We start from the raw sequence: 13011 nt of genomic DNA, 5'->3' as shown, positions 1-13011 counted from the left end.
ACGCGCGATGAACTTCTCTGCCTGGTCGATCCGCAATCCGGTTGCCCCGATTCTCGGGTTCTTCATGCTTCTGGTGCTGGGTTGGCAGTCGTTCCTGACGCTGCCGATCACGCGCTTTCCCAACATTGACGTGCCGCTTGTGGCGGTTGTCGTCGGCCAGTCCGGCGCCGCCCCCGCCGAAATGGAGACCCAGGTCACCAAGGAAATCGAGGATGCGGTGGCCGGCGTCACCGGGGTGAAGAACGTCACCTCGACCGTGGTCGACGGGCGCTCGACCACGGTGGTCGAGTTCCGGATGGAAGTGCCGACCGACAAGGCGGTGCAGGACACCAAGGACGCCATCGACCAGATCCGCGGCGACCTGCCCGGCGATATCGAAGCCCCCATCGTCAGCCGCATCGACATCGAGGGGCAGGCGATCATGTCGTTTGCCGTCTCGTCGCCCGACATGACCATCGAGGAACTGTCGTGGTTTGTCGATGACACCATCACCCGCGCGCTTCAGGGCAAGCCGGGCATCGGCCGGGTCGATCGCTATGGCGGCGCCGAACGCGAGATCCGGGTGGACCTCGATCCGGTCCGGCTGGCAAGCTACGGCATCACCGCGCCGCAGGTGAACGCGCAGATCCGCGCCACCAACGCCAACCTTGGATCGGGCCGGTCCAATCTGGGCACGGGCGAGCAGGCGATCCGCACGCTGGGCGATGCCGCGACCGTGGAACGGCTGGCCACCACCTCCATCGCGCTGCCCTCGGGGCGGCATGTGCGGCTGTCGGATCTGGGCGAGGTGGTCGACAGCTATGAAGAACCGCGCTCGTTTTCGCGGTTGAATGGCGATCCGGTGGTCAGTTTCGCGGTCTACCGCGCCAAGGGTGCCAGCGAGGTTTCCGTCTTCGAGACGGTGAACGCGGTTCTGGCCGAGATCGCCGCCGACCATCCCGAGGTGCGCACCGAACTGGTCGATGACACGGTTTTCTATACCTTTGGCAACTACGAGGCCGCGCTGCATACGCTGCTGGAAGGCGCGCTGCTGGCCACGCTGGTGGTGCTGGCGTTCCTGAAGAACTGGCGCGCGACCTTCATCGCGGCACTGGCGCTGCCCCTGTCGGCGGTGCCGACCTTCTGGCTGATGGATCTTCTGGGGTTTTCGCTGAACCTTGTCAGCTTTCTGGCGATCACGCTGGCCACCGGCATCCTTGTCGATGACGCCATCGTGGAAATCGAGAACATCGCCCGCCACATCCGCATGGGCAAGACGCCCTACCGCGCCGCCATCGACGCGGCGGATGAGATCGGCATGGCGGTGATCGCGACCTCGCTGACCATTGTCGCGGTCTTTGTGCCGGTGTCGTTCATGCCGGGGATTCCGGGGCAGTATTTCGAACAGTTCGGCCTGACGGTGGCCATTTCGGTGCTGTTCTCGCTGCTGGTGGCGCGGCTGATCACGCCGATGATGGCGGCCTATCTGATGCGGTCCAAGGATGCAGATGAGGCATCCCATGACGACGGGCGGGTGATGCGGGCCTATCTGGCGGTGGTGCGCCAGACGCTGCGCTTTCGCTATCTGACGCTGCTGGCGGCCATCGGCGTGCTGGCGGTGTCGTTGTTTTTCATGATGCGCATCCCCGGCAGTTTCATGCCGGCCGAAGATGTCAGCCGCATCCCGCTGAGTGTGGAACTGGCGCCGGGCTCGTCTCTGGCCGACACCGACCGCACGACGCAGGCGATGGTTGCGCTGATCCGCAACGTCGAGGGCGTAAGGGATGTGTTCATCCTTGGCGGCGCCTCGCCCGCCGGTGACCGCGACATCCGCCGCGCCAGCGTGACCATCCTGCTCGACAAGCTTGATCACCGGTTGATCTACCGTATCGCAAGCCTGTCGCAGCGCCTGCCGCTGGTGGGCCCCCTGCTGCCCGCGATGGAGCCCGCAGGCCGGGTGCGTCCGCAGGCCGAGATCGAGGCCGAGGTGTTCCGCAAGCTGGCCGCCATTCCCGACGCGCGGGCCTTCAAGCTGAACGACCGCGGGCAGCGTGACCTGAGTTTTTCGATCCTGTCCTCGAACGAGGCCGATCTGAACCTTGCGGTGGCGCGGCTGGAATCGGCGTTGCGCGGCGATCCGCTCTTGGCCGATGTCGCGTCGGAAGGGGCGCTGCCGCGTCCCGAATTGCAGATCACCCCCCGCGCCGACGAGGCCGCCCGGCTGGGTGTCAGCACCCGCCAGATCGCGGAACTGGTGCGCGTGGCGACCATCGGCGACATCGACGCGGCCTTGGCGAAACTGTCGATCGACAACCGGCTGGTGCCGGTCCGGGTGCAGCTGGCGGAAATCGCCCGGGCCGATCTGGCCCGGATCGCCGCGCTGAAGGTGACCACCGCTTCGGGCGGGCAGGTGCCGCTGGCGGCGGTGGCCGATATTGCGATCGCCGAAGGCCCCAGCGTGATCGACCGGCTGAACCGCGAGCGCAAGGCCACCATCGGCGCCAACCTGCCCTTGGGCGTGCCACTGGGCCTTGCCTCGGCCCGGTTCAAGGAAATCACCGCCAGCGTCGAACTGCCCCCCAGCGTCCGCACCCAAGAGGCCGGCGACGCCGAGGTGCAGCAGGAACTGATGACCAGTTTCGGCAATGCGATGATCCTTGGGCTGATGCTGGTCTTGTCGGTGCTGATCCTGCTGTTCCGCTCGGTGCTGCAACCGTTCACCATCCTGTTCTCGTTGCCCTTGGCCATCGGCGGGGTGGCGGGGGCGCTGATCCTGACCGGGTCCGCGGTTTCGATGCCGGTGCTGATCGGCATTCTGATGCTGATGGGAATCGTCACCAAGAACGCGATCCTTCTGGTGGATTTCGCGGTCGAGATGCGGGCGCGCGGCATGGATCGGTTCACCGCGATCATGGAGGCCGGTCACAAGCGGGCACGGCCGATCGTGATGACCTCGATCGCGATGTCGGCGGGGATGCTGCCCTCGGCGCTGGGGGTGGGCGAGGGCGGGCCGTTCCGCGCGCCGATGGCCACGGCGGTGATCGGCGGGATCATCGTCTCGACGGTCCTCAGCCTTGTGATCGTGCCGTCGTTCTTCCTGATCATGGACGATGTTTCGCGGCTTCTGGGGCGGATCTTCCGTGGCATCGCCACCGCCCGCGAGGCAGAGCCCGACGCGCCGACCCCCGAGGCGCTGGCCGAACGGCTGTCCGCGCGCGAGGCAGACATTGCCGCGCTGGAAACCCGCATCGCCGATCTGGAAAAGGCCCCGCCATCGCGGATCTTTGTCGCGCAGTAGTGCGGGCAGGGCATTGCGCCACGGTCAGGCGATGCCGGGCGCGCAGGGACAGCCTGCGCGGGCAAGGCCCCCCTGCGGCCCGCGAGATCCCGTCGTGGATCGCCAGCGAAGGGGGCCTTGGGCCGCCTGCCTCAGTAGCCCGATCCGCCCACCCAGTTGCCGACGCGGTTCGCGCCGCCCGTGATGTCCTGCCCCACGCCTGCGACCGTGTTGCATCCCTGAAGCGCGGCCATGAGGGCCGCCAGAACCACCAGCTTTTTCATACTGCCTGCTCGCTCTTGTCTCAGTCCTGATACCACCAGACGTCCGGCTGGAACCCCGGCCAGTCGCCATAGATCGGCAGTTTTTGCGGATAGCGCAGACGGCGGTCATGCGCCAGTCGCGAAACGGCCGAATACCAGATCGGGATCACATAGCGCCCCGCGGTCAGGACACGGTCCAGCGCCCGCACGCTGGCGCGGAACTCGTCAGGGTCGGTGGCGGTCAGCATGTGGCGGATGATCGCCTCGGCGGCGGGGCTGTCCATCCCCATCAGGTTGCGTGACCCCGGCTCGTCCCGGCCCTCGGCCGACCAATACAGCACCTGCTCGTTGCCGGGCGACAGCGACAGCGAGCGGACGAAATGGGTCATGTCGAAATCCTGCCCGTCCACCCGCTGCTTGTATTGCGCAGGGTCAACCGTGGTGATGCGCGCCGCAATTCCCAGCCGTGCCAGCGCCTGCCGGTAGATCGTGGCGGCCGACAGCATGGTGTCGGCGCCCTGCGGCAACAGGATCTCGAAGGCGAAGGGTTGGCCCGCGGCATTGCGCAAGGTGCCGTCCTGCGCCTGCCAGCCGGCTTCCGCCAGCAACCGGGTGGCCGCGCGCAGACCCTTGCGGTTGGCCTCGGACCCGTCCGAGACGGGCAGGGCGTAGCCCTCCAGCGCCCCCGGCGGCAGGTCGGCCGCAAAGGGGGCCAGCAGGGCGCGCTCGCGCCCTTCGGCGGGGGTGCCGGGCACCATCCCCAGCGCCGAGTTCGAGAAATACGACACGATGCGCGGCTCGGTTCCGCCGGTCAGCGTCCGGTTCACCAGTTCGAAGTTGAAAGCCTGAATCATCGCCTCGCGCACGCGCCAGTCGGCAAAGACCGGGCGGCGGGTGTTCATCACCAGCCCCTCGATCCCCGAGGGGCGGCCATGGGGGATCTCGGACCGGACGACCTCGCCCGACCGCACGGCGGGAAAGTCGTAGTTCACCGCCCATTTCGCGGCGTTGCCCTCGCGGAAGCTGGACAGCGCGCCCGATTTGAACGCTTCGAACGCCACGCCGCCATCGCCGAAATATTCCACCACGATCCCGTCCAGATTGTGCAGGCCGCGGTTGAACGGCAGATCCTTGCCCCACCAGTCGGGATTGCGGCGATACCGGATGACGCGGCCGGGCTCGAAGCTGTCGACGACATAGGGGCCGGAGCCCACCGGCACCTCGACCCCCGAGGCGGCAAAATCGCGGCCCTGCCACTGGGCCTTTTGCAGGATCGGGCGCAGCCCGAGGATCAGCGGCAGTTCGCGGTCTTCGGTGTTGAAGGTGAAGCGGACCGTGCGCGGGCCGGTCGCTTCGGCGCGGGCGATCTTCTTCCACGCCACCCAGTAGCGCGGCATCCCCTTTGTGCCCAGCACCTCGAAGGACCACAGCACGTCCTCGACCGTGACCGGCGCACCGTCCGAGAATCGTGCCCCTTCGCGCAGGGTGAATTCCACCCAGGTCCGCGCCGGATCGGTCTCGATCGATTCGGCCAGCAGGCCGTAAAGGCTGAACGGCTCGTCCAGCGATCGGCCCATCAGCGTCTCGATGGTCAGGGGGGCAAGTGTGGCGGGCGCGCGGCCCTTCACGATGAACGGATTAAGCGAATCGAAGCCCCCGGTTTCGCCAAGAACGATCCGGCCGCCCTTGGGCGCATCGGGATTGGCATATGGCAGAAACACAAAATCCGGTGGCAACGCCGGTTCGCCATACATAGCTATGCCGTGCCGCGGGGTGGCTGCGACCAGACTCGGCACCACGACCAACGCCAGTGCCAGACCGAGTCGGCGCAGCGGGGACCGGATTTCCTGTATCATTCGGGCAACAACTCCTGGGAAGCCGGTCATCGGATCGCCTGATTTAGACGCGCTTGGTAAGCATTTCAAACTTTTACCTTGGACAGCGTCGAGGATGGCGGTATAAGTGACTTACTGCTCGATAGGTTTCTTGCCTGTATGAAACCTGCCTCAACGACTTGACGCCGGCAAAGCGCCGGCGTCTTTTTTATTCGCGCTTCGCGAATGACACGCCCCCCGACCCCTGCCGCCTTCGTGCCGTCTCGCCATCGGGCGCGCGGGACGCTAGGTCTTGGACGCAGCAGGAACGAGGAGAGGCAAGACCATGACGCTGAAAGGCAAGAGGGCTATCGTCACCGGATCGAACTCTGGCATCGGGCTCGGCTGCGCCGAGGAACTGGCCCGTGCCGGTGCCGATGTGGTGATCAACTCTTTCACCGACCGCGATGAGGATCATGCGTTGGCCGCGCGGCTTGCGGCCGAACATGGCGTGGCCGTGCGCTACATCCCCGCCGACATGTCGAAGGCCGAGGATTGCCGCGCGCTGATCGAGACCGCCGGCGGCTGCGACATTCTGGTGAACAACGCCGGCATCCAGCATGTCGCCGCGATCGAGGAGTTTCCGATCGCCAAATGGGATGCGATCATCGCGATCAACCTGTCTTCGGCGTTCCATACCACGGCGGCCGCGCTGCCGGGGATGCGGGCGAAGGGCTGGGGGCGGATCGTCAACATCGCCTCGGCGCATGGGCTGACCGCCAGCCCCTACAAATCGGCCTATGTCGCGGCCAAGCACGGCATCGTGGGATTTACCAAGGTGACGGCGCTGGAAACTGCGGGCAAGGGCATCACCTGCAACGCGATCTGTCCGGGCTATGTCCTGACGCCGCTGGTCGAGGCGCAGATCCCCGACCAGATGAAGGCGCATGACATGGATCGCGAAACCGTGATCCGCGAAGTGATGCTGCAACGCCAGCCCTCGCGCCAGTTCGCCACCACGGCGCAGATCGGCGGCACGGTGGTCTTTCTGTGTTCGGGGGCGGCCGAGCAGATCACCGGCACCACGATTTCCGTCGATGGTGGCTGGACCGCGCTGTAACCGACCGCCCGCGCGCAATGTCAGCGCAGGACATGGGGCTTTGGCGGGGCATCCCCCGCCACGGCCGCCGGCATCCGCGGCGGCGGGACGACCAGACCCGCCGAGATGATCAGTTTCGCGCCTTCCTCGATGGACATGTCCATCAGGATCACATCACGCGACGGAACATACAGCAGAAAGCCCGAGGTCGGGTTGGGCGTGGTCGGCAGGAACACCGACAGGATCTCGTCCGGGCCCAGCTTGTCGGCGATCTCGCCCTTGGCGCGGGTTGAAACGAACCCCAGCGCCCAGATCCCCGGCCGCGGATACTGGATCATGCAGACCTTTTCAAAGTTGGTCTCGCTTTGGGCAAAGACGGTCTCGGCGATCTGCTTCAACCCGTTGTAGATCGAGCGCACGACCGGCATCCGGTCCACCACCCGCTCGCCGATGCGGATCAGCGAACGGCCGATCATCCCCTTGGCGATCCAGCCCACCAGAATGGTGAAGGCCAGAAACAGCACCACACCAAGGCCGCGGACGTTCCAGATCGTGTCCTCGCCCAAATAGTGGCGCAGCACCGAATCCGGCTGATAGGGCGCGGGCACAAGGGGCAGCACCCAGCCGTCGATCCAGCCCACCACGGACCAGATCAGCCAGATCGTCAGGCCGATGGGCAGGATCACCACAAGCCCGGTCAGGAACGAGGCGCGCAAGCCCGCGAACAGGTGGCCGCGGCGTCGGTGGTGAGGAGGCGGGATGTCAGTCATGTCGTGGGGCCCGGGCGTTGCAAGGATGGCCAAGCATTGCCGCGCCCTGCGGCGGAACGCCAGCCATGCCCGCGTCCTTCCACGAAAATGTCACCGTTTTGCGATGGCCGCGGCGATCCTTGCGGCAAGGCGCGCATTTGACAGCACCAGTGCGCTGTTGGCCTGAAGCGATCGGCCCTCGGTCAGATCGAAGATCAGGTCCAGAAGAAACGGCGTCACGGATTTCGCTGCCACGCCCTGCGCCTCGGCGGTCTGGATGGCGCGGGTGACGATGGCTTCGACCTCGTCGGCGGGGATCTGCGCCTCGGCCGGGATCGGGTTCACCACCAGTTGCCCCCCCGGCAGGCCCAGCCGCGCCCGCATCAGATGGGCGGCCGCGATCTCTTCGGGGGTATCCAGACGCAGCGGCGCCTTCAGCCCCGAACGGCGCGACCAGAAGGCCGGGATCTCGTCCTGACCGACCGCGATCACTGGCACGCCCAGCGTTTCCAGCACCTCGAAGGTCTTGGGAAGGTCAAGGATCGCCTTGGCGCCGGCGGAAACCACGGTGACGGCGGTCTGTGCCAGTTCCTGAAGGTCGGCCGAGATGTCGAAACTTTGTTCGGCGCCGCGATGCACGCCGCCAATGCCCCCGGTGGCAAAGGTCGCGATGCCGGCCAGCCGCGCCGCGATCATGGTGGCCGCGACCGTGGTCGAGCCGATGGCTCCGCTGGCAAGGCACACAGCCAGATCCGCGCGCGACAGTTTCATCACCTCTTCGGCGCGCGCCAGCCGTTCCAGTTCGCCATCCTCAAGCCCGACCCGGATCTGGCCGCCCATCACCGCGATGGTGGCGGGCACCGCCCCTTCAGAACGCACCGCCGCCTCGACCGCGCGGGCGGTGCTCACGTTTTGCGGATAGGGCATCCCATGGGTGATGATGGTGGATTCAAGCGCGACCACAGGCCGGCCTTCGGCCAGCGCGTCGGCCACTTCGGGATGCAGGGCGAGGGGGGCGGTGGTCATGGTCTTCTTCCGGCTTTCCTGAGACATCGGCGGCGCGGGCCGCGGCTGACATGGACAAGCCGCCACCGCGAAAGTGTCGGGCAGGCCCATGATGCTAGATGACGCCTTGGCCGGCGCAGGGCAAGCGATGGCTGGCATTTGAACCGAATCCCGCCGACAGCCGCGAGGCCCTTGCAATCCGTTCGGCGGGGCTATAAAGGCGGCGCACTTCACAGGCGAAGCCTTGGGCCTTCGGGAGAGACATCCCCGACGGTCCTCCGGTTGGGGTGCATACCCTGAGCGGCTTCGCCGAGGCGCAAACCGGAAAGGACATGGACATGGCGCTCCCCGAGTTTTCCATGCGTCAGCTGCTTGAAGCTGGCGTTCACTACGGCCACCAGACCGCTCGCTGGAACCCGAAGATGGCAGAGTTCATCTACGGTGACCGCAACGGCATCCACATCGTCGACCTGACCCAGACCGTCCCGATGCTGGACCAGGCGCTGAAGGTCGTGCGCGACACCGTGGCCAAAGGCGGCCGCATCCTGTTCGTCGGCACCAAGCGTCAGGCCCAGAAGCCGATCGCGGACGCCGCCGAGAAATGCGCCCAGCACTACATGAACCACCGCTGGCTGGGCGGCACGCTGACCAACTGGAAGACCGTCTCGCAGTCGATCCAGCGCCTGAAGAATCTGGACGAACTGCTCGCCCATGGCGCCGAAGGCCTGACCAAGAAAGAACGTCTGAACATGGAACGCGAACAGCAGAAGCTTCAGGCTTCGCTGGGCGGCATCCGTGAAATGGGCGGCACCCCGGACCTGATCTTCATCATCGACGTGGGCAAGGAAGACCTCGCCATCCTCGAAGCGCAGAAGCTGGGCATTCCGGTGGTGGCTGTGGTCGACACCAACTGCTCGCCGAAGGGCGTGGACTATGTGATCCCGGGCAACGACGACGCCGCCCGTGCGATCGCGCTTTATTGCGACCTCGTCTCGCGTGCGGCGCTGGACGGCATGAGCGCCCAGATGGGTGCGGCCGGCATCGACCTCGGCGCGCTGGACGTGGCCCCCGAGGAAGAAACCCTCGGCGCCTGAACGGCGCCCGTCGCAATCCCGTTACCGGACGGGGGTAACTCCCCCGCCCGGGCTTTGGCAATTCAGTGAGGAGAGCCGCAATGGCAATCACCGCCCAGATGGTGAAGGAACTGCGCGAATCCACCGGCGCAGGCATGATGGACGCCAAGAAGGCGCTGACCGAAACCGATGGCAACATGGACGCCGCCGTTGACTGGCTGCGCACCAAGGGTCTGGCGAAAGCCGCCAAGAAGGCCGGCCGCACCGCGGCCGAGGGCCTTGTGGGCGTCTGCGTCGAAGGTGGCGTCGGCGTCGCGGTCGAGGTGAACTCGGAAACCGACTTCGTGGCCAAGAACGCCGATTTCCAGAGCATGGTGATGTCCTTCACCAAGGTCGCGCTGTCGGTCGATGACGTGGACGCGCTGAAGGCCGCCGATCTGGCCGGCAAGTCGGTCGAAACCACGCTGCAAGAGACGATCGCCGTGATCGGCGAAAACATGACCCTGCGCCGGATGGCCAAGATCTCGGGCGATTCGGTTGCGGCCTATGTCCACAACGCGGCCACCGACGGTCTGGGCAAGATCGGCGTTCTGGTTGCCGTGAAAGGCACCGACAACGGCATCGCCAAGCAGATCGCCATGCATATCGCCGCGACCGCGCCGATGGCCCTGTCGGAAGCCGATCTTGACCCCGCCGTGGTCGAACGCGAGCGCACCGTCCAGACCCAGAAGGCGCTGGAAGAGAACGCCGCCTCGGCCAAGCCGAAGCCCGATGCGGTGATCGAGAACAACATCATCCCCGGCCGGATGAAGAAGTTCCTTGAAGAGAACACTCTGCTTGGCCAGAAGTTCGTCATCAACCCCGACCTGACCGTGGCCGAAGCCGCGAAACAGGCCGGCGTCGAGATCACGGGCTTCATCCGCATGGCCGTGGGCGAAGGCATCGAGAAAGAGAAAGAGGATTTCGCGGCCGAGGTCGCCAAGACCCTCGCGGGCTGATCCGTCCGACATCCTTTGCAACGGCGCGACCTTTCGGGGACGCGCCGTTTTCTTTTCCGCAAGGGCGCGATCGGGGCATCGTTGACAGGGTTGCGCCATTTGCCCCGCGCGGTGCCCGGTCCGCAGGCATGGTTCGGGTCAACCATCCCGTGTTGCTGGCATTTTTCGCGCCGCATCTGGCAGGTGTCGCACGCCTGATCTAGCATTTCGCAAAACAGCGGGGGCAGGGCGCATGGGTGGGCGGACGGCGGATGTGGTGGTGATCGGCGGGGCGGTCATGGGGGCGTCGGCCGCCTTCTGGCTGACCCGGATGCAGCCCGGCCTGCGTGTCGTGGTGGTCGAACGCGACACCAGCTTTGCGCGGGCGTCCACGGCGCTGTCGGTGGCTTCGATCCGGATGCAGTTCACCACGCCGGTCAATGTCGCCATCTCGCGCTTTGGCATCGGCTTCATCCGCGATTTCCGCGCCAGCCTTGGGCTGGATGTCGGGATCGGCTCTTTGGGATTCACCGAAAACGGCTATCTGTTCCTGACCGGCAGCGAAGACGGCGCCGCGATCCTGTCTGAAGTTGCGCAGATGCAGCGCGCCTTGGGGGCCGCAACGGAAATCCTGTCGCCGGCGGCCTTGAAACAGCGGTTTCCGTGGCTTGAGACCTCGGATCTCGTGGCGGGCTCATTCGGGCCGCGCGACGAGGGGTGGTTTGATAATATGGGCCTTCTCAATGGCTTGCGTGCCGCAGCGAAGGCGCAGGGGGCCGAATTTCTGCGCGATACGGTGACCGGACTGGCGGTCGAAGCGGGCAGGGTGCGCGCGGTGCAACTGGCCTCGGGCGAGAGGATTGCCTGTGGGGCGGCGATCAATGCCGCCGGCACCCGCGCGGCCGAGATCATGGCCATGGCGGGCCTGCCGTTGCCGGTCGAGCCGCGCAAGCGCACGGTGTTCGTGATCGATGCGCCGAATGCCCGCCACCCCGATGCGCCGCTGCTGGTGGACCGAGGCTTCTACCTGCGCCCCGAACGTGGCAGCCACTGGATCACCGCGACCGTTCCCGAGACCGATGGCCCCTGTGATCCCAATGACTTCGAGCCCGATCTTCACCTGTTCGAAGACGTGATCTGGGAACAGCTTTACGCCCGTGCCCCGGGCTTTGACGCGGTCAAGGTCGTGCGCCACTGGGTGGGGCATTACGCCTATAACACGTTGGATCAGAACGCGATTCTCGGGCCGCATCCTGACATGCCCAACCTGTTTCTGATGAACGGGTTTTCCGGCCATGGGCTGCAACAGGCGCCTGCGGTCGGGCGCGGGATTGCCGAGCATCTGTTGAGCGGCGGCTGGCAAAGCCTTGATCTGTCAGATCTTTCTGTCACGCGCGTCTTGAGGGGGCAGCCGTTCCGCGAACGCGCGGTGGTCTGATCCCGTTTATCAGGATGCTGGCGAAACCCCTTGTTGTAAAAGGGGTTTCGTCGATGCATCCAGACTTATTTCGCGGCGAACTGGTGGGCAAGCGCGGCCTCGGCCGCGGTGCGGATCGCGCGGATATTCGCGCCGTAGGGCGCGGGATTGTCCACCGAGCCACCCTTGAACACGGCCGAGCCCGCCACCAGCACGTCGGCGCCCGCCGCCACGACCAAGGGCGCGGTCTCGGGCGTCACGCCGCCGTCGATCTCGATATGGATCGGGCGGTCGCCGATCATCGCCCGCAGCGCGCGGACCTTGTCCACTTGGCTTTCAATGAATTTCTGCCCGCCGAAGCCGGGGTTCACGGTCATCACGCAGACCAGATCCAGCAGATCCAGCAGATGTTCAACCGCGCCGATCGGCGTGCCGGGGTTCAGCGCAAGGCCAGCCTTGCGGCCGGTTCCGCGGATCGCCTGAAGCGTGCGATGGACATGGGGGCCGGCTTCGAGATGGGCGGTGATGACATCGGCGCCGGCGGCGGCAAAGGCTTCGATATAGGGATCGACCGGGGCGATCATCAGATGGACATCCATCACGCCCTTGATATGCGGCCGGATCGCGGCGCAGGTCGCGGGGCCGAAGGTCAGGTTCGGCACGAAATGTCCGTCCATCACATCGACATGGACCCAGTCGCAGCCCTGGGCCTCGATGGCGCGGCATTCGGCGCCGAAATTGGCGAAATCGGCGGAAAGGATCGACGGGGCGATCTTGATGCGGCGGTCGAAGGTCATGGTTCGTGCTCCTTGGGTTGAATTTGGATTAGCCCAAGGACCGAAGCGGCATCAAGGCGGTCTTAAGTCTCATGGATTAAATTACATAATACTGATTATGCGACACATGCCGCAGTCACCGGTAGTTTGACGGAGATTGTTCTTTAAATGCAAAGGGCTCTGGGATTCCATGCCCTTCCGTGCAGAGGTGTGTCGATTGCCTTACGTTCCAGTTGCCACAGAGCGGTATTTTCATCGCGTCCAGCGGTTCGTTCTTGGCGACGGCGAGCGCTTCGCAACGGTCGTCGACGAGGCTGGTGCTCCGGCCTACTATCCGACCGCCCTGGCGCTGTCGCGATGGTCGCGCTCCATTTCGGCGGACACCATGGCGGCCGAGGCTGCGGACCTCGTCCATCTCGGGCTTTGGGCGCACCGCGAGCACATCGACCTGAATGCGCGCATGGAGGCCGGCGCTTATCTCAATGTCGAGGTGTTCTATGGGGAACGGGAACAGACCGACGCCGGAGTTTCGGCGTGAAGCGGTGCGGCTTGCGCTGAGCAGCGGCCTGACGCGTCGGGAGA

General features: G+C 65.6%; 11 protein-coding genes. 6 read left to right on the top strand and 5 right to left on the bottom strand.

Going from position 1 to position 13011, the window contains the following annotated elements; genetic code table 11:
• Positions 1-7: 7 nt before the first annotated feature.
• Complete coding sequence (locus CRO07_RS14220) at positions 8-3277, top strand: efflux RND transporter permease subunit (RefSeq protein ID WP_097031336.1); 3270 nt, start codon at positions 8-10, stop codon at positions 3275-3277.
• Positions 3278-3408: 131 nt separating this feature from the next.
• Here CRO07_RS14220 and CRO07_RS14215 read toward each other — a convergent pair whose 3' ends face one another.
• Both CRO07_RS14215 and CRO07_RS14210 read right to left on the bottom strand, forming a co-directional pair.
• Positions 3409-3540, bottom strand: a complete 132-nt coding sequence (locus CRO07_RS14215; protein WP_097031335.1) for an entericidin — start codon at positions 3538-3540, stop codon at positions 3409-3411.
• A gap of 20 nt (positions 3541-3560) precedes the next feature.
• Entirely contained in the window at positions 3561-5375 is a 1815-nt protein-coding gene (locus CRO07_RS14210) for an extracellular solute-binding protein (protein ID WP_097031334.1), read from the bottom strand.
• 304 nt (positions 5376-5679) lie between these two features.
• Between CRO07_RS14210 and CRO07_RS14205 the strand changes: the two genes are divergently transcribed.
• Complete coding sequence (locus CRO07_RS14205) at positions 5680-6453, top strand: 3-hydroxybutyrate dehydrogenase (protein WP_097031333.1); 774 nt, start codon at positions 5680-5682, stop codon at positions 6451-6453.
• Between the two features lie 20 nt (positions 6454-6473).
• Here the strand turns inward: CRO07_RS14205 and CRO07_RS14200 are convergent, their stop codons facing one another.
• Positions 6474-7202 carry a DUF502 domain-containing protein gene (locus CRO07_RS14200; RefSeq protein WP_097031391.1) on the bottom strand — a complete coding sequence of 243 codons (729 nt, stop codon included), beginning with the start codon at positions 7200-7202 and terminating at the stop codon, positions 6474-6476.
• A 90-nt stretch (positions 7203-7292) separates the two neighbouring features.
• A complete protein-coding gene (locus CRO07_RS14195; protein WP_097031390.1) occupies positions 7293-8207 on the bottom strand; it encodes a pseudouridine-5'-phosphate glycosidase in 915 nt (304 codons plus the stop codon).
• Positions 8208-8518: 311 nt separating this feature from the next.
• On the opposite strand from CRO07_RS14195, the gene rpsB reads away from it, so the two are divergent.
• The 3 genes from rpsB to CRO07_RS14180 all read left to right on the top strand — a co-directional run bounded on the left by rpsB (position 8519) and on the right by CRO07_RS14180 (position 11674).
• On the top strand, positions 8519-9280 hold the full coding sequence (gene rpsB / locus CRO07_RS14190; RefSeq protein WP_097031332.1) for a 30S ribosomal protein S2: 762 nt from the start codon (positions 8519-8521) through the stop codon (positions 9278-9280).
• Positions 9281-9360: 80 nt separating this feature from the next.
• Complete coding sequence (gene tsf / locus CRO07_RS14185; RefSeq protein WP_097031331.1) at positions 9361-10257, top strand: translation elongation factor Ts; 897 nt, start codon at positions 9361-9363, stop codon at positions 10255-10257.
• A 232-nt stretch (positions 10258-10489) separates the two neighbouring features.
• Entirely contained in the window at positions 10490-11674 is a 1185-nt protein-coding gene (locus tag CRO07_RS14180; protein WP_097031330.1) for an NAD(P)/FAD-dependent oxidoreductase, read from the top strand.
• 65 nt (positions 11675-11739) lie between these two features.
• On the opposite strand, the gene rpe is transcribed toward CRO07_RS14180, so the two are convergent.
• On the bottom strand, positions 11740-12450 hold the full coding sequence (gene rpe, locus CRO07_RS14175; RefSeq protein WP_097031329.1) for a ribulose-phosphate 3-epimerase: 711 nt from the start codon (positions 12448-12450) through the stop codon (positions 11740-11742).
• A gap of 196 nt (positions 12451-12646) precedes the next feature.
• On the opposite strand from rpe, the gene CRO07_RS14170 reads away from it, so the two are divergent.
• Positions 12647-12967 carry a hypothetical protein gene (locus CRO07_RS14170; RefSeq protein WP_141400073.1) on the top strand — a complete coding sequence of 107 codons (321 nt, stop codon included), beginning with the start codon at positions 12647-12649 and terminating at the stop codon, positions 12965-12967.
• Positions 12968-13011 lie beyond the last annotated feature (44 nt).

It is taken from the genome of Cereibacter ovatus (assembly GCF_900207575.1).
In the GTDB taxonomy this organism is placed as follows: domain Bacteria; phylum Pseudomonadota; class Alphaproteobacteria; order Rhodobacterales; family Rhodobacteraceae; genus Cereibacter_A; species Cereibacter_A ovatus.
This window is presented reverse-complemented; position numbering and strand designations above follow the sequence as displayed.